We start from the raw sequence: 20,590 nt of genomic DNA, 5'->3' as shown, positions 1-20,590 counted from the left end.
CAACGGATACGTAATTACACAAAGAGGCACCGATCCGGCCAACGCGAAGGGGGCGCACCCATTCGGATGCGCCCCCGTGCCTCGCGGAGCGGTCGTGCCGCTTACGCCTCCGCCACCTCGGCCGGCCCCCGCGCCGTGCGCAGCGTCGGCATCGGCATGAGGACAGGGCCGGCGGTCGGATCCTTGCGGCAGATGTCCCCGCACTCCGCGTCCAGCGAGCAGCACAGCGAACAGATCGGTCCCGACTGGACCGGGCAGTCGGCGATGTCCGGGAGCTCGTAGGCGGTGTCGCAGACCGAGCAGGTGTGGGTGGCGGTGAGGTCCTCGATCTCGACGCCCGGCCCGTTCACCGGGTTGGGGCGGGCCAGGTAGTACGCGCCCTTCGTCGCCCACGCGATCAACGGGCAGAGCGCCAGGGAGAGTCCGGCGGCGATGAAGGTCGAGAAGGCCTCCGCGTAGGTGCCGAACAGCCCGAAGAAGGCGAGGATCGAAACGGTCGAGGCGATCACCATCGCGCCGAATCCGGCCGGGTTCACCGCGTACAGGTAGGCGCGCTTGAATTCGATGTACCGGGGACTCAGACCGATCCGCTTGTTGATGACCAGGTCGGCGGCGACGGCTGCGATCCAGGCGATGCCCACGTTCGAGTAGAAGCCCAGCAGTTTGTTGAGGGCCGCGAACATGTTCATCTCCATCAGCGTGAGCGCGATGGCGAGGTTGAGGAAGATGTACCAGACCCGGCCCGGGTGCTTGTGGGTGATGCGGGAGAAGAAGTTCGACCAGGACAGTGAACCGCTGTAGGCGTTGGTCACGTTGATCTTGATCTGCGAGACGATCACGAAGACCGCGGCGGCGGGCAGGGCGAACGAGCCGAGCCACGGCCTCAGCGCCTCGATCTGCGGTGCGATCGGTTCCAGTGCGTGTGTCCTGCCGACCGCCTCCAGCGCCACGAAGGCGAGCAGCGCGCCGCCGAGCTGCTTCGCCGCCCCGATGATGACCCAGCCGGGCCCGGCGGCGAGCACCGCGAGGTTCCAGCGGCGCTTGTTGGCCTCGGTCCTGGCGGGCATGAAGCGCAGATAGTCGGCCTGCTCTCCGATCTGGGCGATCAGCGAGAGGGCGACGCCCGTGCCGAGTCCGAACCCGACCCAGGAGAAGCCGGAGCCCGCGCCTTCCGTACCGCCGAAGGAGCCGAACGCGCCCCAGGCGTCCGGCGCTTCGAAGGCGAGTACCACGAACGGCAGGACCATGCCGACAATCCAGATCGGCTGGGTCCAGGCCTGCACCTTGGCGAGCGCGCCCATGCCCCGGAAGACGATCGGGATGACGATCAACGTGGTCAGCAGATAGCCGGCCTGGACCGGCAGTCCGACGGCCTGGTGCATGGCCTGCGCCATGATCGAGCCCTCGAGGGCGAAGAAGATGAAGGTGAAGGACGCGTAGATCAACGAGGTCAGCGTCGAGCCGAAGTAGCCGAAGCCGGCGCCGCGCGTGACCAGGTCCATGTCGAGGCCGTACTTCGCACAGGCCCGGGCGATCGGAATGCCCGTGAGGAAGATGATCGTCGCCGCGGTGAGGATCGAGGCGAGACCGCTGGTGAAGCCGTAGGTGAAGACGATCGAGGCACCGATCGCGAAGTCGGCGAGATAGGCGATCCCGCCGAGCGCGGTGCCCGCGACCACCGAGGGCGACCAGCGCCGGAAGGAATGCGGTGCGTAGCGGAGGGAGTAGTCCTCCCGGCTCTCGTCGGCGGCGAGTCTGGCATAGCTGCGTCCGGGAGGCGGCGGGGCGGCGGCCGGTGTCCCGGCAGCCCCGTCGGATCCCGAAGCTCCGGCGGGCTGCGCCTCCGGGACCCCGGCCGTCGTGGGGGTGGCTGTGTCCGTCATCGGTGACTTCCCGTTCGTCTGTCCGTGTGCGGGTACGGACGGGAAGGTAGGAGCAGGACATGACAACTCGCTACGGCCGGTGATTGCCCCTCGGTTACGGGAACCGGATGGGCGTTAACTCGTCGTCACGGGTCCGGGACAGGCCGTCCGGGTATCGGTCACTCGACAGAAATCCCGGCCGCAAGCCGGGCGGGGCCCGGAAAAGTCCCGCCGGAGCACTCGTCAAAGGGATCGGCGTCGAGCTCGGCCGAGGGCTCGACAGCGGGCCCCGATGGACCCCACCGGCGCGCGAACCGCCGCTCACCTGACAGGAAGGTGATAGGCGATCCGGTAGCGGTCGGCGGGCACCACCACATCCGCCGTCTCGACCGCCCGCCCCGATGCGTAGTACGTGCGCCCGATCACCATCACCACATGACCCGGCACACCGCCGAGCGCCAGGAGCTCCTCCGCCAGTCCCGGGCGCGCGCCGACCTGCTCGACCACGTTGTCCACGACGACATCGATCGCGGCCATCCGCTCGACCACCCCGCAGCCGCCCAACGGGCCCTCCTCCGGCAGCATCACCGGCGTGCGCCCCGTGATGGCGAGGGGCTCCCAGGAAGTGGAGAGCATCATCGGCTCCCCCGCTTCCCGGAAGATGTACCTCGTACGCATCACCCGGTCGCCCGTCTCGATGCCGAGCCGCTCGGCGATCTCCGGGCTCGCCCCTTCCTGCTCGCTGCGGGACTCCCACGTCCCCCGCACCCCGTCCGCCGTCTGCTCCTGGCGGAACGGGGTGGCACCGGCGCCCGGACGGTATCCGGAACGGGCGATACGACGCGGGACCGGGCGCTCGCGCACATACGTACCGGAACCGGAGCGCCCCTCGACCAGCCCTTCGGCCATCAGCACTTTGCGCGCCTCCAGCGCGACCGTGTCGGAGACTCCGTACTCCTCGCGGATACGGGCCTGCGACGGCAGGCGCGTATGCGGCGGCAGCGAACCATTGGCGATCTTCTCTCTCAGATCGCTCGCAACGCGCAGATAGGCGGGCTGCTCACCGAAAGTCACGGGCCACTCCCAACAGGTTGACAGTCTGCAACAGACTGGCAACCGTCGGTTGTGGACCGCAAGCACAGGCCAAAGTTTCACCCGAAGTGATGATTTGGTGCCGCACGACACATACCCGACCCCCGACCGCCCCCGATAATCCGCGATCGGCTCCCACCCCTTGACCCGATTTGGTCCAGACCAATAACTTCCTCTGCACACAGCACAACTCACAGCACGGCTCTCGTACTTCTCGGCATACGCACAGGAACGGGCCTCATGCGTCGAAGAACCCTGTCCGGACTCGCCCTCGCCGCCTCCGCCCTCTCGCTGGCGGCCGGCATCGCCCCCGCCTCCGCCACCGCAGATCGCGCCACCAGCGGCACCGGAAGCGACGGCCGCCACGCCGCCGCGTCCGCCCCCGCCTACAAGCGCGTCGGCTACTTCACCCAATGGGGTGTCTACGGGCGCGACTTCCAGGTCAAGGACCTGGACACGAGCGGCGCCGCCGCCAAACTCACCCACATCAACTACGCCTTCGGCAACGCGAGCGCCGACGGCACGTGCCTGGCCGGCAATGTGCCCGGTGAGGCGGACGCCTGGGCGGACTACGTCCGTCCGCTCGACGCCGCCGGGTCGGTGGACGGCGTCGCGGACACCGACACCCAGCCTCTCGCGGGCAACTTCAACCAGCTGCGTGAGCTCAAGGCCAAGCACCCCGGCCTGAAGGTGATGATCTCGCTGGGTGGCTGGAGCTGGTCCACCCACTTCTCGGACGCGGCCCGCACCGCCGCCTCCCGCAAGGCGTTCGTCTCCTCCTGCATCGACCTGTACATCAAGGGCAATCTGCCGGTGGACGGGGCGCGCGGCGGCGAGGGAGCCGCAGCCGGGCTCTTCGACGGCGTGGACATCGACTGGGAGTGGCCCGGCTCCGCCGGCGACACGGACACGGTCTACCGCCCCGAGGACAAGCAGAACTTCACCGCCCTGGTGCACGAGTTCCGTACCCAGCTCGACGCGTACGCGAAGAGCGGTGCGAAGGCGCGGAAGGGGAAGGGCCACGGCGCGAGGCCGAAGCACTACGACCTCTCCGCGTTCGTCCCCACCGCTCCCGCCAAGATCGACGCGGGCTTCGACGTGCGCCGCATCATGCGGGACTTCGACTTCGTGAACCTCCAGGGTTACGACTTCCATGTCTCCGGCGAGAAGACCACAGCGCAGCAGTCCGCGCTGTACGCGAAGGGCGACTTCAGCGTCGACCAGACCGTCGGCGACTGGATCGAGCGCGGCGCCCCTGCCCGCAAGCTGGTGATGGGCATGCCGTTCTACGGCCAGGGCTGGACCGGCGTGACGGGCGGAGGCGACGGTCTCGGCCGGCCGGCCGCGGCCCCCGCACCCGCCACCTGGGCGGCGGGCTACGAGGACTACAAGGCCCTCAAGAAGCTGGCCGACTCCGGTACGTACAGGATCCACCGGGACGTGAGGAACGGGCACGCCTGGCTGTTCGACGGCACGACCCTGTGGACGTACGACGACCCGCAGGTGCTGCGCACCAAGACCTCGTACATCCGCAGCCACGGCCTCGGCGGTGCGATGTTCTGGTCGCTGGACGGGGACACGGACGACGGCGAGCTGATGACCGCCGTCGACCAGGGCCTGGGCCGGCGTTAGCAGGCGAGAGGGTGTGGGGGCAGCCGCCCCCACACCCTCGGTCCGTTCACGGACCCGTCGTCGCAAGGATCAGAACTGCAGGGCCCAGGAGTTGATCCTCCCGGTGTCGGCCGCGGCATTGTCGCTGACCCGCAGCTTCCAGGTCCCGTTGGCCGCCTCCGACGAGGCGTTCACCGTGTAGGTGGTGATCACGTTGTCGGTGCTGCCGCCCGTTCCGTACGCCTTCAGGTTGTAGACCGACCCGTCGGGCGCGACCAGGTCGATCCTCAGGTCGCCGATGTACGTGTGCGTGATGTTGACGGGCACGCTCAGCGCCGCGGGTGCGTTGCCGGTGACACCGGTGACGGTGATCGGCGACTCGACCGTGGAGTTGTCGCTGATGGTGTAACTCGTCGTGTTCTCGAACTTCGGGCCCGGCGGCGTCGTGGTGCCGCTGCCGACGTTCAGCAGCCGGTTCGGTGAACCCGTGCCCGGGCTGGTCACCACTCCGGTGCTGGCCGCGGCGACCAGGCCGGCGGAGACCTGCGCGGGAGTGTCGGCCGGGTGGTCGGCCAGATAGAGGGCCGCGGCGCCGGCGACGTGCGGGGTCGCCATCGACGTACCGGAGATGGTGTTCGTGGCGCTGTCGCTGGTGTTCCAGGAGGAGGTGATCGACGAGCCCGGGGCGAAGATGTCCAGCACGCTGCCGTAGTTGGAGAAGCTGGAGCGGGCGTCGGTGCTGGTCGTGGAACCGACGGTGATGGCCTCGGTGACGCGTGCCGGGGACTTGGTGGAGGCGTTGGTCGACTCGTTGCCCGCGGCAACGGCGTAGGTGATGCCGGACGCGATGGAGTTGCGCACGGCGGCGTCGAGCACGGAGTCCGCCCCTCCGCCCAGGCTCATATTGGCGACGGCGGGCTTGACGGCGTGCGCCGTCACCCAGTCGATGCCCGCGACGACCTGTGCGGTCGTGCCGGAGCCGCTGTTGTTGAGGACCCGCACGGCGACGATCTTCGCCTTCTTGGCGACGCCGTACGCGGAACCTGCGACGGTGCCCGCCACATGCGTGCCGTGGCCGTTGCCGTCCTGCGCGGTGTTGTCGTTGTCGATGGCGTCGTAGCCGTACGAGGCGCGGCCGCCGAAGTCACTGTGGGTGATCCGGACACCGGTGTCGATGATGTACGCCGTGACACCCTCGCCCGCCTTGTCGGGATAGGTGTAACTCTGGTTCAGCGGCAGGGTCTTCTGGTCGATCCGGTCGAGTCCCCACGAAGGCGGTGACGGCTGGGTGCCGGAGACCGTGAACGTCCGGTTCTGCACGACGGACTCGACGGCCGGGTCCGCGGCGAACTTCTTCGCCTGCGCCTCGGAGAGCTCGACCGCGTAGCCGTTGAGGGCGGCGCGGTAGGTCTTCTTGATCGTGGCGCCGTACTCCTTGGCGAGCGCCTTGCCCTGCGTGGAGCCGGCGTCGGCCGCCGTCTCGTCGAGCGTGACGATGTAGCTGCCGCTGATGGCGCCCGGCGCGCCCGCGTTCTCGATCCGGCCTTCCGCCGCGGTCCCGGCCGCGGTGGCGGGGAACGCCGCCGCGGTGGAGAACGCGAGGGCGGCGCCTGCTATGACGCTCGCCGCAGCGAGTCTTCGACGCGCGTGGGGGGTGTGACTCATCACTGACATGTGGGGGGATCCTCCTCAATTACCGTGCGTTGATGTGGCGTTGTGGGCCGGTCGGAAATGGACATGAGCATGTCAATCAACAACGCCGGTTTCCGCGCTGCCCGTTCCCTGCTGTCAGCGAAAGATTGACCGATCCATAGGAATCCCACAAGACGGCCTTGGGGAACGCCATACCTTTGCCATCCACCCGCCACACGGCTGACATGCTGGCGGACATGGCCACGTATCTCTGCCCGCAGGACGGCACCCGCGCCGACACCACATCCCTGACCTGGTGCTGTCCGGTCTGCCGCGGCCCCTGGGACCTCGACTTCGAGCCGGATGCACCGCTCTCCGCCAACGCGCTTGCCGGACGCGTCAATTCACTGTGGCGTTACGAAGAGGTGCTGCCCCTCTCCTCGCCCACCACCAGCCTCGGCGAGGGCCGCACGCCACTCGTACCGCTCACCGGCACGGTCTCCGCCAAGCTCGACTTCCTGATGCCGACCCTCTCCTTCAAGGACCGCGGCGCCGTGATGCTCGCCGAGCTGGCCCGCCGTCTCTCCCCCGGTCGCGTCGTCGCGGACAGCAGTGGCAACGCGGGGACGGCCGTCGCCGCGTACTGCGCGCGGGCCCGACTGCCCTGCACGGTGTACGTCCCCGAGGGCACATCCCCGAAGAAGACCGAGCAGATCCGGGCCCACGGCGCCCGCCTGGAGATCGTCCCCGGCGACCGCGAGGCCACCGCACTGGCCGCCAGGGCCGCCGCCGACTCCCCCGGCACCTTCTACGCCTCGCACGTCTTCAACCCGTACTTCCTGCACGGCACGAAGACGTACGTGTACGAGATGTGGGAAGACCTCGGCGGCAGGCTCCCCGACGCCATCGCCGTGCCGGTCGGCAACGGCACGCTGCTGCTCGGCGCGGCGCTGGCCACCTCGGAACTCCTCGCCCAGGGCCTGATCGACACGCGTCCCGCCCTGATCGCCGTGCAGGCCGAGGCCGTGTCGCCGCTGGCCACCGCGTTCCACCGAGGCGCGGACGGCCTGCCCGACCCTCCCGGCCGGGCCGCCCTCGCCGCCCCCACGCTCGCCGAGGGCATCGCCATCCCCCGCCCGCCGCGCGCCCGACAGATCCTGGCGGCGGTACGGGAGTCGGGCGGCACCTTCCTCACAGTGACGGAAGATCAGATCCGTGCCGCACAGAGGGACCTGGCGACCCGCGGTTTCTACGTCGAGACGACCGGGGTCGCCTGCTGGGCGGCGGTCGGCGACTGGACGGACCGCAGTGTCGTCGTCCCCCTGTGCGGGGCTGGACTCAAGACGGGCCTGGCTCCCTGATCAGGGAGCTGCCGACAGCGAGGGAGCGAGCCGGGGTCAGTCCGTCCAGTACGTGTCGTGCTTGATGAAGAACTCGGTCCGCTCCTCCTCCGACCACTGCGCGGCCTCCGCCACCTTCTCGAAGTACTCCTCGCGCGGCGCACCCGGTGTGAACAGCAGCAGCATCGACGCCGGTGCCTCGGAGTCGTTCCGGAAGGCGTGCAGTCCGCCCTGCGGTACGTAGACGAAGTCGCCCTGTGTCGCGTCGACCCACTGCGCGCCGTCGTAGATCCGCACCGTCCCGTCGAGGATGAAGAACGACTCCGAGATGGACCGGTGGAAGTGTGTGGCAGGGCCGCCGGCTCTGGGCGCCATGTCCATCCGGTAGAGCCCGAATTCGCCGTGCGTCGTCTCCGTGGTCGCCAGGTAGTGGGTACTTCCGCCGCTGCGGGTCAGCAGATTCGCCGCCGTGCTCGCCGGCCGGTACGTGGCGCTGATCTCGCCCTTGCCGTCCGTGTACGTCGGTTCCGGGTACGACATGCCGTTCTCCTCCGTCGATCGAACCGTCAGCCGATCACCCCATGCGTCGCCCGCCCGTGGCGTCGGCGTCCTTACGTTCGCACAGTGAGCGTCGCGCGCGTCTCTCTCATCACGGTCCTCCCCACCTGATCGCGGGCGCGCTGATCGCCCCGCCGGCGCCCTCGTGCGCGGCGTCTCCCCCGACCGCCGGCCGTCCCCGCTCCGACGTCCGGCGGCCGGGGACACCGAGGCCGCCTGGGCGCACCGCTCGGCCGAAACCGCTCGCGCACGCCCCCGGGGGCGATGCATCATGGACGGCATGACCGACACGCGAAAGGCCCATGCCGCGTAAGCCGCCGGCCGCCGTCCGCAGGGGCCTGCGGCATCGTCACCGCCCGTGGGAGAGCCGGGCCGTGGTGCCCGGGCTCTCGATGCGCACCCTGACCGAACTCACCCACGCCGAACGGGAACGCTTCTGGCCGGGCGCCGCGTACGAAGCGTTCCGGCACTGGCGGCAACTGGCTGACATCCCCGGGCAGGGAGTGCTCTACCCTCTGCGGACGGGTGTGGAAGGACTGGTCGGCCAGGGCGACCACTGGGGGCCTGAGGCATGGCGTGGCGTGCTCGACGTGCTCCTGCACGCGCTTTCGCCGCACTGCGCCCGCGAGTTGCGCGCAGTGCTCGCCCCACTCGACGAGCGGTTCCTGCGGCACACCCTCAACGATCCTGCGGCCGGATCAGCGGACACCCCGTGGTGGCTGAGCCGCCTGAAGTACCCCTGACCCCGCACCGGTTCCTCAGCCCTGCTGCGGCTGGAAGTACAGGGCACCCTTCTCGATGAGGTGCCCGGCGTACGCGCGCCCGATGGCCGGCTTCCCGCGGTACAGCCCCACGTACCCCTGCGCCGTGTCGACGACGACCGGACGGGCGAAGCAGGCGAACTTGTTGCGCTGCTTCTCCTCCGCCCAGGCCATTGCGGCCGGGTCGATCCGGTCGCTGACCAGGAGGGGGAAGCAGGCGACACCGGTCTGCATGCCGACGGGCAGCCCGCCCTTGTTCTTCTTGGCGTACGCGAGCACCTGTGTGGTGAACGTGTCGATGACCGGGACGGTGATCTCGGGCACGGCGGCGGCCACGGTGAACAGATGCAGGTTGGTGGCCGCCCACCGCATCCGGAAGTCGGCCCGCCGGCCGACGAGAACCGGCACGCCCGCCCAGTCCTCCCAGCGCGGCCCGCAGCCGTCGGCCGCCAGTCGGCCCTCGACCGAGGCCAGGTAGTTCCGTATCGACTCTTCGCTCATGGCGGCGATTGTCCACGGGCCGGGCACGCTCCGGAAGCCCGAGGCCGCCCTGTGGGTTCACAGGGTGCGCCGAGGTCGGCTCCGTAACGGTCGTCGACGCGGTGTGGGGCCCGCTCCGGCAGGATGGCCACCATGACGGACTGCAGGAACAGCCGCGCGGAGCTACTGCAGCGAGCCGGGCGCCAACTGGCCCTGGACGACCCGGAGTCCACCGCCGACCTGGTGGAACGCTTCAGCCGGGACACCCATGAGGAGGTACGCCACCGGGCCGCGACCGACCCACGCCTGTCACCCGTCTCCGCGGTACGGCTCCTCAACGACCCACGGAGATCGGTCCGGCACGCCGCCGCGACCCACCCGCGCCTGCCGGCCCGCACCCTGATCCGGCTGCTGCGGGACACGGCCACGGCGGATTCCGCGGCCCAGAACCCGGCGCTGCCGGTCGCCGTCATGCACTGCATGCTCGACTCGGCCGCGGCCGGACCCGCTTCCCCGCGCGGGCGGTGAGCCGGGCCGTGCCGCCCGGCTTCCCGTATGCGGAACTGCGCCCCCGCCCGTTCCTCGGAACCGGCGTCTGCTGAGAATCGGGGCCGGCATGGGCCCGCGCTGTGCAGGTCCGCCTCGCACATCAGACGCTCACGAAGCCGCAGCGGCACGCAGGCGGAGCAGGACGGTTCCGATGAGCTTGTCCTCGGGGCAGTAGCCCCACTGTTTGGAGTCCGTCGAACCCGGCTTCTCGCCCAGGAGGACGAGCATGCCCGGCGGCACGTGGGTACCGGGGCATCGGCCGGCCCAGTGCGGTACGGGCTCTCCGGCGACGGCGACGATGCGTTTGACGTACCAGGAGTCGGGCGTGGTGCTCGTGACGGAGTGCCAGCCGTGCTCGGGGTGGGGTGCGACGACGACGGCCACCCGGCCCGTGGCGACACGGCGTCTTCCACGGAGCATGAGGATCCGGTCGCCGGGCATGAGGGTCGGCGACATGCTGTGTCCGCGGACGGTCACAGCCACCAGCCGCCCACGAGCCAGCAACAGGGCTGCGGCGAGGACGAGGAGTCCTGCGAGGGCGAGGAGCACCGCGGCTGCGGCGGTCATCGGACGGTCTCCTCGTAGCCTTCGGCTTGCGTGGTGAAGAGCTCGGCATAGGTGCCGTGGGCGGTCATGAGCTGTTCGTGGGTGCCTGTCTCCTGCACGGTTCCGTCGGCGATGACGACGATGGCGTCTGCGGCGCGGACGGTGTTGAGACGGTGGGAGACGAGAATGCTCGTCGCGCCCTGGCGCAGTGAGGTGAGCCGGTCGTGGACGTGGCGTTCGGCGACCGCGTCGAGGCCGGTGCTGGGTTCGTCGAGGATCATGAGATCCCGTTCGGAACGCATCAGGGCCCGGGCGAGCGCGAGGCGCTGCCACTGGCCGCCCGACAGCTGGACACCAGGGCTGGTGTCTTCGGTGTCGTCGGGGAAGAACATCCGGCTGAGCATGGTGTCGTACCCCTGTGGGAGGCGGGCTAGGGCGGTGTGGATGTCCGCGTCGGCGGCGGCGGCGTGGATGCGCCCATGGTCGTGGAGAGAGCCGAGGTCACCGAGACCGATGTTCTCCCCGGCGGTGAGGTCGTACTCCATCGGGTCCTGGAAGACAACGCTGACTCGCCGGCGCAGCTGGTCCGCAGGGAAGTCCTTCAGGTCGATGCCGTCCCAACGGATGCTGCCCCGCTGCGGGTCGTAGAGGCGGCACAGCAGTTTGACCAGGGTGCTCTTGCCGGCGCCGTTGAGACCGACGATGGCCAGGCTGGTGCCGTGCGGGATGGTCAGACTGATTCCGCGGAGGATCCACGGTCCGTCGTCGGTGTAGCGGAACCAGACGTCCCGGAGTTCGATGCCGTGGCTCAGGGACGGTGGGGCGATCGGGGCGGCCGGGGCGGGGAGGTCGTCCCGGACCTGGGTGACATGCAAGTAGTGGCTGAACAGCAGGGCCGTCTGGTGGCTTTGGGCGATGCACCCCACCAGGCCGATGAGTGCCGTCTGCATGCCGGCGAGGGCGGCGACGAGGAGGGACACGTCACCGGCGGTGAGGGCGTGGGCGGCGGCCTGGTGCACGCCCCAGACGAGTGCGCCGGTGGAGACGCCGGCTCCGAGGACGGCGAGGGCCGTCTCGTGGGTGACGAGGCGGCGGTCGAGGCGTTCCTCCTGCCGGTTGATGCTGTCGAGATCGGTACGCATGCGCTGCGCGAAGTAGCCGCCGAGGCCGTAGAGGCGGATCTCCTTCGCCGCTTGCGTGTCGGTGAGGAGCCCTCGGTAGAAGATCTGGCGGCGGGCGAGGTTGCTGGTGCGCCAGAACATGTCCGCGCGATGCCGGCTGTTGGCCAGGTGGGCGAAGAGGGCCGGAACGGCCGCGGCGATGAGGATGGCGGCCAGGGTGGGGCTGATGAGTAGAAGACTTCCCAGGAAGCCCGCCAGGGTGAGGACTCCCTGGGCGCCCTGGAGCGCTGCACCGACGAGTCGCTCGGCCCCCTGCGCGCTTTGGATGGCGAGTTGGACGCGGTCGTGGAAGGCGGGCTGTTCGAGCTTGGACAGACCGCTGAGCCGGTTGACAGCCGTGAGCAGGTCGGTCTGGGCCCGGGTGGAGGTGGCGCGGCGTATGCGGCCGTCAGCGTAGGAGGAGACGGCTGAGGCGGCGGCGAGGAGAACAGTGAGCAGGCCGATGCCGGCCGCGGCCCAGTTGAGGTCCGAGGCACGGAATTCATCCGCGGTGAGTCTGTCGACCACGTACTTGAGCAGCCAGGAGGCGGCTACGGGGGCTGTACCCGCGATGACGACGGTGGCGATGCGGACGGCGAGTGCCCCGGGGCAGGACCGCAGCGTGAGGGCGAGTACGGCGGTGAGGCCCCGCAGGAATTCGGCCGTGCGGGAGGTGGACTGCCCGCTCATGCGGTGAGGAGGTTGAGCGCGGGCAGGGAACCTTGGCCGATGCCTGTCTCGGTGATGGTCCCGTCGGCGTCGAGGAGGACGAAGGTGGGGTGGTGGCGTACGCCGAAGGCGCCGGCAACGGGACCGTTCGGGGGTTCGGTGGCGGTGAGTTCGGTGAGCGGGCCGACTGCTTCCAGCAAGGGGCCGGCCTCGGTGGGCTGTCCGTTGATGACGGCGACGAGATGCGCCCCCGACGGGGTGTTCGCCTCGGCCCACCGCTGGATCTCGGGGAGGCTCTCCCTGGTGGGCCCGCAGTCGGGGCGGAGGAAACAGACGAGGGCGGGGTGCCCGGCCAGGGTGGATTCGCTGACTTCGCCTCGGGGGGTTTGCAAGGTGAAAGCGGGGGTGTGGTCACCTTCGTGTACGGCGAGGGCTGGAGGGCCCGAGGCCGCGGCGGCCGGGGCGGGGGCGGCCATCATGGCACGCCAGCGTTTGACGACCGCGAAGGTGAGGAGGGCGTTGACGAGGGTGACCGCGGCGAGAAGGGCGAGGCCGGTGATGGCGTAGCTCACTCTGTGATCGTCCTTTCAGCGTTGGCCGGTGCGGGCGGAGAAGAAGAAGGCGAGGTCGTCGGTGAAGACGGCGAACGCGGTGAGATAGACGGCGACGGCGACGGCGAGCGCGAGTGCGGGGACGCTGACGGGAGTGGTGGTGCCGTGGGTGAGGGCGATGGCGCCGCCGAGGAGGGCGAGCACAGTGAGTGTGGCGTTGCGGGCGACATGCCAGGGGCCCATGGGCACAGTGGTCCTGCTGCCGAAGCAGGGGCAGCCGGCGGAGCTGCGGCTCCGCATGGTGGTGACGGCGACGGCGCTGAATGCCGCGCACAGGGCGGCGGCGACGGCCAGGCCCGCGGTGAGCGTCCGAGGCAGGGCGAGGAGCACGGCGGCGATGAGCTCGGCCGCGGGCACCAGGACGGCGAGAGCCGGCCGGGCGGCTGCCGGCAGGTAGGTGAGGTCGCCCAGTGCCGTGGCGAATCGGCGGCGGTCGCGCAGCTTGGCGAGACCGGCCACGGCCAGCACGCAGATCAGGGTCAGGCGGCAGACGAGCAGCAGGTCGGACAAGGATGACTCCGAAAGAATGGGTCCTGGGCCGGCGGACACGGGGCGGGCCGCGCGCGGCCCGCCCCGTGGTTGTTCAGCAGTAGTTCCAGCTGCCGCAGCTGACCCCGCACGCGCCCGTGTAGCAACAGCGGCGGCACCGCTGGGCGCTGGTGCTCCACTCGGTCCAGCAGTCCGGCGCGCAGCCTGCCTCGGCTTCGGCCTTGGGCAGAATCCGCTCGAGCAGGCGGCCCGCACCGGCCTTGAGTGTGCGCATGATTCTCCTCTTCCTGTGTGGATGGGATGTGCGTACTCCGCGGTGCGACCGCGGTCCGCGGTCGCACCGGGGTTCAGGAGGCCGCCGGTACCGGTTCGCGGCCGGCGGCGGAGGGAGCGGCGACAACGCCGTCCTGGTAGCTGAGGATCGTGGGGAAGGCGGGGACGCGCAGAGCGCGGAACAGTGGTGATGCCTCGGGCCCCGGTACCACCTCGTCCGCCGGCCCGACGAGTTGGGCGGTCAGACTGCTCTCGTCGGCTTCGGCGCCGATCACCAGGGCCAGGACCCGGCCGCCTGCCGCCCGGGCCCGGTCGGCCCGTTCGGCGAAGTCGGGGAGGCTGTCGGTGCAGGCCGGGCAGTCGTGGGAGAAGACACCCAGAAGCAGTTCCCCGGAGCGGAAGTCGTCCTGGGTCAGGGTCCGGCCGCTGAGCGCGGTGGCGGTGAAGTCCGGGAGTCCGTCTCCGGGTTGCGGCCCCTGGGCTGCGAAGTCGTCGCGACGGCGTACGACTTCGAGCTCCTGCCAGCGACGCATGATGACCATGAGCAGGACGAGGTTGAGCAGGGCGACGGCTCCGACGAGCACCAGACCCGCAATGACGTAAGGCAAGTTGCGACCCCCCTGGCCGGTTGCACGGGGGAGCAGTGTGATAGATGAGGCCTGTCGGAAGGATGCCAAAACCTTGCCAGGAACATGACGAGCTGAGCATGATTGCCGCCATGCTTGCCACGGGGTCGCATTTTCGAGTGCTCGGCAGAGTTGAGTGGTCCGTCGACGGACACCCCAGAGCCATCGGCCGCCGCCGCGAGCGTCTGCTGCTGGGTTTACTCCTGCTGGAGATGGGCCGGCCGCTCCCGATGGACCGGCTGATCGACCTGCTGTCGGACGAGGACGAACGACCGCCGTCCCGGACCGATCTGTATGTGCATGTCTGCCGGCTGCGGGCGAGCCTTCGCCAGGGCGGGTGCGACGGGTCGGTGCGGCTGGTGCGGAGCGGTTCGACGTACGCCCTGACCGGCGATCCGCAGCTGGTGGATCTGCACCGCTTCACCCAGCTGGTCAACCGGGCCCAGCGGGCCACCGAGCCGCAGGAGGTTTCACGACTCGTCTCGTCCGCCCTGGCCGAGTGGCGGGGGGCGGTGCTGGAGGACGTCGCATCCGAGCGGACACGCCGAGGTGTCGGCACCGCTTTCGACGAACTGCTGATCTCGGCACAACTACTGCGTGTCGCGGCGGAGTTCAAGCTGCGTAACTACTGGTCGCTTGCCGCGGAGCTCGCGCGGCTCACCGAGGACCATCCGGAACACGAGATGCTCCTGGCCTTCCGTGCGGCCACGCTCTACGAGTGCGGCCGTCGCGCGGACGCGCTGCGAGTGCTGTCCTCGGCGCGAGCACGAATGACCGCGCGGCTGGGGTTGGATCTGAGCCGCGAGCTGCAGGATCTGCGCGAGGCGATCCTGCGGGGCAATCCCATGGACCGCCGCATCTTCCGCTGTGGCGCCCTGGGCGCCGTGTGATGCGCCGCGGCATCCCCACCGACCCAGCACGGTAGTGGTGAGCAGGGGTGACGGGGGACGAAGAATCAGCTTTCCCGGCACCATCCCAGCACGGGAAAAAACCAGGGGCCCGACTCCGAAGAGTCGGACCCCTTCTGACCTGCGTGTTTACCAGATCAGCGATGTGGTGCTAAGTCGCCCGCTACACGTTGAAGCGGAACTCCACCACGTCGCCGTCCTGCATCACGTACTCCTTGCCCTCCATGCGGGCCTTGCCCTTCGCGCGGGCCTCGGCGACCGAGCCCGTCTCGACCAGGTCCTCGAAGGAGATGATCTCCGCCTTGATGAAGCCCTTCTGGAAGTCGGTGTGGATGACACCGGCCGCCTCGGGGGCCGTGGCACCCTTCTTGATCGTCCAGGCGCGGGCTTCCTTCGGACCTGCCGTGAGGTAGGTCTGCAGGCCCAGGGTGTCGAAGCCGACGCGGCCGAGGGTGGCCAGGCCGGGCTCATCCTGGCCCATGGACTGGAGGAGTTCGAGGGCCTCGTCGTCGTCGAGTTCGATGAGCTCGGACTCGATCTTCGCGTTGAGGAAGATCGCCTCGGCGGGGGCGACCAGGGCGCGCTGTTCGTTCTTGAAGTCCTCGTCGACCAGCTCGTCCTCGTCGACGTTGAAGACGTAGAGGAAGGGCTTGGTGGTGAGGAGGTGCAGCTCGTGGAGGAGCTTGCCCTTCTCGGTGCCCGCGGTGATGCCCGCGGCGAAGAGGGTCTGGCCGGACTCCAGGATCTTCTGGGCCTCCTCGACCGTGGCGAGGACCGCGACCTTCTCCTTCTGGAGGCGGGACTCCTTGGTGAGGCGCGGGACGGCCTTCTCGATGGACTGGAGGTCGGCGAGGATCAGCTCGGTGTTGATCGTCTCGATGTCGTCCTTGGGCGAGACCTTGCCGTCGACGTGGACGACGTTCTCGTCCTTGAAGGCACGGATGACCTGGCAGATGGCGTCGGACTCGCGGATGTTCGCGAGGAACTTGTTGCCGAGGCCCTCGCCCTCGCTCGCGCCGCGCACGATGCCGGCGATGTCCACGAAGTCGACGGTGGCCGGGAGCAGCTTCTGGGAGTTGAAGATCTCCGCGAGCTTGCTCAGGCGCGCGTCGGGGACGCCGACCACGCCGACGTTCGGCTCGATCGTGGCGAACGGGTAGTTGGCCGCCAGCACGTCGTTCTTGGTCAGGGCGTTGAACAGGGTCGACTTGCCGACATTCGGCAGACCGACGATTCCGATCGTGAGCGACACGTTGGCGACTTCCTGCAGTAAGGATGGATGGGCCGATTCTCCAGTTTACGGGCGGGGGCAAGCGGGTAGTCACAGATCCGGTCCGGGCCGATCCGGTTCCCGTTCGGCCATGTGGCATCGAACTCATCGCCAAGGTCACCCAAAGGGCGTGTCCCACGCCTCTGTCCTCCCGCCTCGCGACCTACGTTGTCCCGGTGGAGCAGCCCAGAACACGTCCCCCTCGGCACCGGCAGTCACCTCAGCAGCCCCCGCTGTCCCCGCAGGGCACCCTTGACGAGGCCGACACCGTCCATCGGACCGTGGGCTCGCCCCGACCCCGGGAACGCCCGGGGGCGCCCGCCGTGCTCGCGCTGCGCCGACTGCCCAGTCCTCGGCTCACCGGCATCGGTGCCGGATTGTTCGCCGCCGCCGTCATGTTCTCGCTGGCGTGCCTCGACCGGCTGCTGCTCGACGGTTCGCCGATTGTGTACGGGGTGCTGTTCCTGCCGGTCAGCGCGCTGACCGCACTGTGGGTACGGCCGGCGGACCTGGTGACCGCACCGATCAGCGTGCCGATCGCGTTCACCATCGGTGTGATTCCGATCTCCGGCGGCACGGGCGGCTTCGGCGGGCAGACGATGGCGGTCGTCACCGCGCTCGCCGTCCATGCCGGCTGGCTGTACGGCGGCACGCTCGTCGCGGGGCTCATCGCCACCGTGCGCAAGATCCGGCTGATGCGGCAGCGCCGGCGGCGGATGCTGCTGGCCGCGCGGACGGCGCGGTCCACACGGCGTCCGAAGGATTAGCTCCCCCGGTCAGCTGCCTGCCGCGGCCATGGCCGCGCCGACGATGCCCGCGTTGTTCTGCAGCTCCGCGGGGATCATCTCGGCCCGTACGTGGTCGATCAGCGGCAGGAACTTGTCCGCCTTGCGGCTGACTCCGCCGCCGATGATGAAGAGCTCGGGTGAGAACAGCATCTCCACATGGGTCAGGTACCTCTGCACCCGGTGCGCCCAGTGGTGCCAGCTCAGATCCTCGTCCTCCTTGGCCTTCGTGGAGGCGTGCTTCTCGGCGTCGTGTCCGTTCAGCTCCAGATGGCCGAGCTCGGTGTTGGGCACGAGCTGCCCGTCGATGAAGACAGCGCTGCCGATCCCCGTACCGAACGTCAGCATGATCACGGTCCCCTTGCGGCCGCGCCCGGCGCCGAACGTCATCTCGGCGATTCCCGCCGCGTCGGCGTCGTTGAGGACGGTCACCGGAAGGCTCAGCTTGTTGCCGAGGAGCGTGCGGGCATCGGTGTCGATCCAGCCCTTGTCGACATTGGCCGCTGTGCGGGTGACACCGCTGGTGACTACGCCCGGGAAGGTGATGCCGACCGGTCCCGACCAGTCGAAGTGGCCGACCACCTCGGCCACGCTGTCGGCCACGTCCTCGGGCGTGGCCGGATGCGGTGTCAGTACTTTGTGGCGCTCCTGCGCCAGGTCTCCGCGGTCCAGGTCCACGGGAGCACCCTTGATCCCGGATCCGCCGATGTCCACGCCGAAGATCTGCATGCGACCCACGGTACGGGCCCGCGCCGCACCGCGCCCCACTTCCCGGGGCACGGGCCCGCGCCCCGGGGGGTGATGGACGGGTGAGAGGCCGCCCCACCCACGTGCGCGGCCTCCTGCACCAGGTCGTTACTTCGCGGAGAGCGCTGCAGCCTCTGCGCGCAGGTCCCGGCGGAGCTCCTTGGGCAGCGAGAAGGTGATCGACTCGTCGGCCGTCTTCACCGTCTCCACGTCCGCGTAGCCACGCTCGGCCAGCCACTCCAGTACGCCGTCGACCAGCACGTCGGGGACGGAGGCTCCGGAGGTGAGGCCGACCGTGGTGACGCCCTCCAGCCAGGCCTCGTCGATCTCGTGCGCGAAGTCCACCAGATGGGCGGCGGGGGCGCCCGCGTCGAGGGCGACCTCGACCATGCGGATCGAGTTCGAGGAGTTCTTGGAGCCGACGACGATGACCAGCTCGGCGTCCTCGGCCAGCTTCTTCACCGCGATCTGGCGGTTCTGCGTGGCGTAGCAGATGTCGTCGCTCGGCGGCGAGAGGAGCTGCGGGAACTTCTCCTTCAGCGCGTCCACCGTCTCCATCGTCTCGTCGACCGAGAGCGTGGTCTGGGAGAGCCAGACGACCTTCGACTCGTCGCGCACGGAGACACGGGCGACGTCCTCGGGGCCGTCGACCAGGGTGATGTGGTCGGGCGCCTCGCCGCTCGTGCCGATGACTTCCTCGTGGCCCTCGTGGCCGATCAGGAGGATGTCGTAGTCCTCCTTGGCGAACCGGACCGCTTCCTTGTGGACCTTGGTGACCAGCGGGCACGTCGCGTCGATCGTGGCGAGCCCCCGCTCGGCGGCCTCGGCGTGGACGGTCGGTGCGACGCCGTGCGCGGAGAACATCACGATGGAGCCCTCGGGGACCTCCGCGGTGACGTCGACGAAGATCGCGCCCTTCTTCTCCAGCGTCTGCACGACGTACTTGTTGTGCACGATCTCGTGGCGGACGTAGATCGGGGCCCCGTACTGCTCCAGGGCCTTCTCGACGGCGATCACGGCACGGTCCACGCCCGCGCAGTAGCCACGGGGCGCGGCGAGCAGGACGCGGCGCGTGGCGCCCGCACTCGGGTCGGTGGCGGGTGACGGGCTGGGCGTAGCAGTCATGCGTCCCATCGTAAGGCCGTGCCGAACAGGCGCGGGATCAGCCGGGTCGGGAGACTTGCCCATACGCGACGTACGCCACGTACGCCCCGTACGCGACTGTGTCCGCGCGATCTACGGAGGGCTCATGGCCGGCAGCGGTACGGACAGGGCGGGACTGCACCGGACGCTCGGGTTCCGGGATCTGGTGGTGTACGGGCTGCTGTTCATCGCGCCCATGGCGCCTGTCGGCATCTTCGGCACGCTCGACGCGAAATCGGACGGTGCGGTCGCGCTCGTGTACGTCGTGGCGACCGTCGTCATGGCGTTCACCGCTTTCAGTTACGCCCAGATGGTGCGGGTCGCGCCGCTGGCCGGTTCGGTCTTCGCGTATGCGCGCAAGGGGCTCGGGGAGGGGCCCGGGTTCATCGCCGGGTGGATGGCGATGCTGGACTATCTGCTGATCCCGGCGGTCGCCTATCTCTTCTCCGGGATCGCGATGAACTCGCTGGTGCCGTCGGTGTCGCGGTGGGTCTGGACGGCGCTCGCGGTGGTCGTCACCACGCTGCTCAACCTGTGGGGGGTGCGGGCTGCCGCCCGGGTCGGCTTCGCGGTGCTGGCGATGGAGATCGCGGTGCTGGGGGTGTTCCTGGTGTCGGCGGTGGTCGTGCTCGTGCGGGACGGGGCGCAACGCGGCTGGTGGACGCCGTTCACCGGGGACTCCGGCTTCTCGACGTCGGCGGTGCTGGGCGCGGTGTCGGTGGCCGTGCTCTCGTACCTGGGCTTCGACGCCATCGCCTCGTTCGCGGAGGAGGCCACCGGGGGCTCGGAGAAGGTGGCGCGGGCGGTGCTGTTCTGTCTGGTGATCGCGGGGGTCCTGTTCGTGGCGCAGGGCTATCTGGCGGCCCTGCTGGAGCCGATGACGTCGGCGGAGCTGGCCGCCCATCCGGCCAGGCAGGGGTCCGCCTTCTACGACACGGTGGACTTCGCCGTCGGCACCTGGCTGCACGACCTGGTAGCGGTCAGCAAGGCGATCGGGGCGGCGTTCGCGGCACTGGCCGGGCAGGCGGCGGCGGGGCGGCTGCTGTTCGCGATGGCCAGGGAGCAGCGGCTGCCCTCGATGCTGGCCCGGGTCGACCCGCGGTCCGGGGTACCGCGGACCGCGATCCTGATCGCCGCGGCCGTGACGCTGGTGGCGGCGGTCTGGGCGGCCCGGCGCGCCGACGGCCTCGACCATCTGGTGTCGGTGGTCGACATCGGTGCGCTGACGGCGTTCGTACTGCTGCACGCGTCGGTGATCGGCTGGTTCGCCGTACGCCGGATGGACGGGCCGCCCAGCTGGTGGCGGCACGTGCTGGTGCCGGTGGTGGGTGCGGGGGTGCTGGTCGCGGTGATCGCGGAGGCGACGGCGAGCGCGCAGGTGGTGGGGGTCTTCTGGCTGGCGGTGGGGATCGTGGTCCTGGCGCTGCAGTGGGGGCGGCACCCGGCTGCATGACGGCTGCCCCCACGACAGGGAGCCC

At 69.7% G+C, this 20,590-nt stretch carries 21 protein-coding genes; 7 read left to right on the top strand and 14 right to left on the bottom strand.

Annotation, left to right across the window (positions count from 1 at the left end; all coding sequences use genetic code 11):
* Nucleotides 1-101 precede the first annotated feature (101 nt).
* Complete coding sequence (locus ACFU8W_RS15775; RefSeq protein ID WP_384036775.1) at nt 102-1,883, bottom strand: purine-cytosine permease family protein; 1,782 nt, start codon at nt 1,881-1,883, stop codon at nt 102-104.
* Between the two features lie 300 nt (nt 1,884-2,183).
* Nucleotides 2,184-2,936 carry a GntR family transcriptional regulator gene (locus ACFU8W_RS15770; RefSeq protein ID WP_384036772.1) on the bottom strand — a complete coding sequence of 251 codons (753 nt, stop codon included), beginning with the start codon at nt 2,934-2,936 and terminating at the stop codon, nt 2,184-2,186.
* A gap of 258 nt (nt 2,937-3,194) precedes the next feature.
* Between ACFU8W_RS15770 and ACFU8W_RS15765 the strand changes: the two genes are divergently transcribed.
* Nucleotides 3,195-4,586 carry a glycoside hydrolase family 18 protein gene (locus tag ACFU8W_RS15765; protein ID WP_384036769.1) on the top strand — a complete coding sequence of 464 codons (1,392 nt, stop codon included), beginning with the start codon at nt 3,195-3,197 and terminating at the stop codon, nt 4,584-4,586.
* 69 nt (nt 4,587-4,655) lie between these two features.
* Here the strand turns inward: ACFU8W_RS15765 and ACFU8W_RS15760 are convergent, their stop codons facing one another.
* The gene (locus ACFU8W_RS15760) at nt 4,656-6,239 is read right to left on the bottom strand and encodes a S8 family serine peptidase (RefSeq protein WP_384036766.1); all 1,584 of its coding nucleotides are present in this window, start codon (nt 6,237-6,239) and stop codon (nt 4,656-4,658) included.
* A gap of 215 nt (nt 6,240-6,454) precedes the next feature.
* On the opposite strand from ACFU8W_RS15760, the gene ACFU8W_RS15755 reads away from it, so the two are divergent.
* Nucleotides 6,455-7,558 carry a threonine synthase gene (locus ACFU8W_RS15755; protein WP_384036764.1) on the top strand — a complete coding sequence of 368 codons (1,104 nt, stop codon included), beginning with the start codon at nt 6,455-6,457 and terminating at the stop codon, nt 7,556-7,558.
* 36 nt (nt 7,559-7,594) lie between these two features.
* Here the strand turns inward: ACFU8W_RS15755 and ACFU8W_RS15750 are convergent, their stop codons facing one another.
* The gene (locus tag ACFU8W_RS15750) at nt 7,595-8,077 is read right to left on the bottom strand and encodes a cupin domain-containing protein (protein WP_266981948.1); all 483 of its coding nucleotides are present in this window, start codon (nt 8,075-8,077) and stop codon (nt 7,595-7,597) included.
* Between the two features lie 320 nt (nt 8,078-8,397).
* Here ACFU8W_RS15750 and ACFU8W_RS15745 point away from each other — a divergent pair, with 320 nt between their 5' ends.
* Nucleotides 8,398-8,838: a hypothetical protein gene (locus tag ACFU8W_RS15745; protein ID WP_384036760.1), complete on the top strand. Its 441-nt coding sequence runs from the start codon at nt 8,398-8,400 to the stop codon at nt 8,836-8,838.
* A 15-nt stretch (nt 8,839-8,853) separates the two neighbouring features.
* On the opposite strand, the gene ACFU8W_RS15740 is transcribed toward ACFU8W_RS15745, so the two are convergent.
* On the bottom strand, nt 8,854-9,357 hold the full coding sequence (locus tag ACFU8W_RS15740; RefSeq protein ID WP_384036758.1) for a levansucrase: 504 nt from the start codon (nt 9,355-9,357) through the stop codon (nt 8,854-8,856).
* Between the two features lie 132 nt (nt 9,358-9,489).
* On the opposite strand from ACFU8W_RS15740, the gene ACFU8W_RS15735 reads away from it, so the two are divergent.
* Nucleotides 9,490-9,864 (top strand): hypothetical protein, encoded by a 375-nt coding sequence (locus ACFU8W_RS15735; RefSeq protein ID WP_384036755.1) that lies wholly within the window; start codon nt 9,490-9,492, stop codon nt 9,862-9,864.
* Nucleotides 9,865-9,993: 129 nt separating this feature from the next.
* Here the strand turns inward: ACFU8W_RS15735 and ACFU8W_RS15730 are convergent, their stop codons facing one another.
* From ACFU8W_RS15730 to ACFU8W_RS15705, 6 genes are all read right to left on the bottom strand, one after another.
* Nucleotides 9,994-10,452: a S26 family signal peptidase gene (locus tag ACFU8W_RS15730; RefSeq protein ID WP_384036752.1), complete on the bottom strand. Its 459-nt coding sequence runs from the start codon at nt 10,450-10,452 to the stop codon at nt 9,994-9,996.
* Nucleotides 10,449-12,281, bottom strand: coding sequence for an ABC transporter ATP-binding protein (locus ACFU8W_RS15725; RefSeq protein ID WP_384036749.1), 1,833 nt, complete (start codon nt 12,279-12,281; stop codon nt 10,449-10,451). Before ACFU8W_RS15725 ends, ACFU8W_RS15730 begins: the two co-directional genes overlap by 4 nt.
* Nucleotides 12,278-12,832, bottom strand: a complete 555-nt coding sequence (locus tag ACFU8W_RS15720; RefSeq protein WP_384036746.1) for a TlpA family protein disulfide reductase — start codon at nt 12,830-12,832, stop codon at nt 12,278-12,280. The genes ACFU8W_RS15725 and ACFU8W_RS15720 overlap by 4 nt, the downstream gene beginning before the upstream one ends.
* A gap of 15 nt (nt 12,833-12,847) precedes the next feature.
* The gene (locus ACFU8W_RS15715; protein ID WP_384036743.1) at nt 12,848-13,381 is read right to left on the bottom strand and encodes a MauE/DoxX family redox-associated membrane protein; all 534 of its coding nucleotides are present in this window, start codon (nt 13,379-13,381) and stop codon (nt 12,848-12,850) included.
* A 73-nt stretch (nt 13,382-13,454) separates the two neighbouring features.
* Nucleotides 13,455-13,634 carry a hypothetical protein gene (locus ACFU8W_RS15710; protein ID WP_345515323.1) on the bottom strand — a complete coding sequence of 60 codons (180 nt, stop codon included), beginning with the start codon at nt 13,632-13,634 and terminating at the stop codon, nt 13,455-13,457.
* A 73-nt stretch (nt 13,635-13,707) separates the two neighbouring features.
* Nucleotides 13,708-14,241: a redoxin domain-containing protein gene (locus ACFU8W_RS15705; RefSeq protein WP_345515321.1), complete on the bottom strand. Its 534-nt coding sequence runs from the start codon at nt 14,239-14,241 to the stop codon at nt 13,708-13,710.
* A 137-nt stretch (nt 14,242-14,378) separates the two neighbouring features.
* Here ACFU8W_RS15705 and ACFU8W_RS15700 point away from each other — a divergent pair, with 137 nt between their 5' ends.
* Entirely contained in the window at nt 14,379-15,149 is a 771-nt protein-coding gene (locus tag ACFU8W_RS15700) for a BTAD domain-containing putative transcriptional regulator (RefSeq protein ID WP_384036738.1), read from the top strand.
* A gap of 181 nt (nt 15,150-15,330) precedes the next feature.
* On the opposite strand, the gene ychF is transcribed toward ACFU8W_RS15700, so the two are convergent.
* Nucleotides 15,331-16,419, bottom strand: a complete 1,089-nt coding sequence (ychF, locus tag ACFU8W_RS15695; RefSeq protein ID WP_384036735.1) for a redox-regulated ATPase YchF — start codon at nt 16,417-16,419, stop codon at nt 15,331-15,333.
* A 194-nt stretch (nt 16,420-16,613) separates the two neighbouring features.
* Here ychF and ACFU8W_RS15690 point away from each other — a divergent pair, with 194 nt between their 5' ends.
* A complete protein-coding gene (locus ACFU8W_RS15690) occupies nt 16,614-17,204 on the top strand; it encodes a DUF6542 domain-containing protein (protein ID WP_384036732.1) in 591 nt (196 codons plus the stop codon).
* 9 nt (nt 17,205-17,213) lie between these two features.
* On the opposite strand, the gene ppgK is transcribed toward ACFU8W_RS15690, so the two are convergent.
* Nucleotides 17,214-17,951, bottom strand: coding sequence for a polyphosphate--glucose phosphotransferase (gene ppgK, locus ACFU8W_RS15685; protein ID WP_345515317.1), 738 nt, complete (start codon nt 17,949-17,951; stop codon nt 17,214-17,216).
* Between the two features lie 126 nt (nt 17,952-18,077).
* Nucleotides 18,078-19,103: a 4-hydroxy-3-methylbut-2-enyl diphosphate reductase gene (locus ACFU8W_RS15680; protein ID WP_384036730.1), complete on the bottom strand. Its 1,026-nt coding sequence runs from the start codon at nt 19,101-19,103 to the stop codon at nt 18,078-18,080.
* A gap of 115 nt (nt 19,104-19,218) precedes the next feature.
* Between ACFU8W_RS15680 and ACFU8W_RS15675 the strand changes: the two genes are divergently transcribed.
* Entirely contained in the window at nt 19,219-20,565 is a 1,347-nt protein-coding gene (locus tag ACFU8W_RS15675; protein ID WP_384037142.1) for an APC family permease, read from the top strand.
* Nucleotides 20,566-20,590: the final 25 nt, after the last annotated feature.

Source organism: Streptomyces sp. NPDC057565, assembly GCF_042801455.1.
In the GTDB taxonomy this organism is placed as follows: Bacteria; Actinomycetota; Actinomycetes; order Streptomycetales; family Streptomycetaceae; genus Streptomyces; species Streptomyces yanii.
The sequence above is the reverse complement of the archived record's forward strand: the minus strand, read 5'-3'. Positions and strand labels throughout refer to the sequence as shown.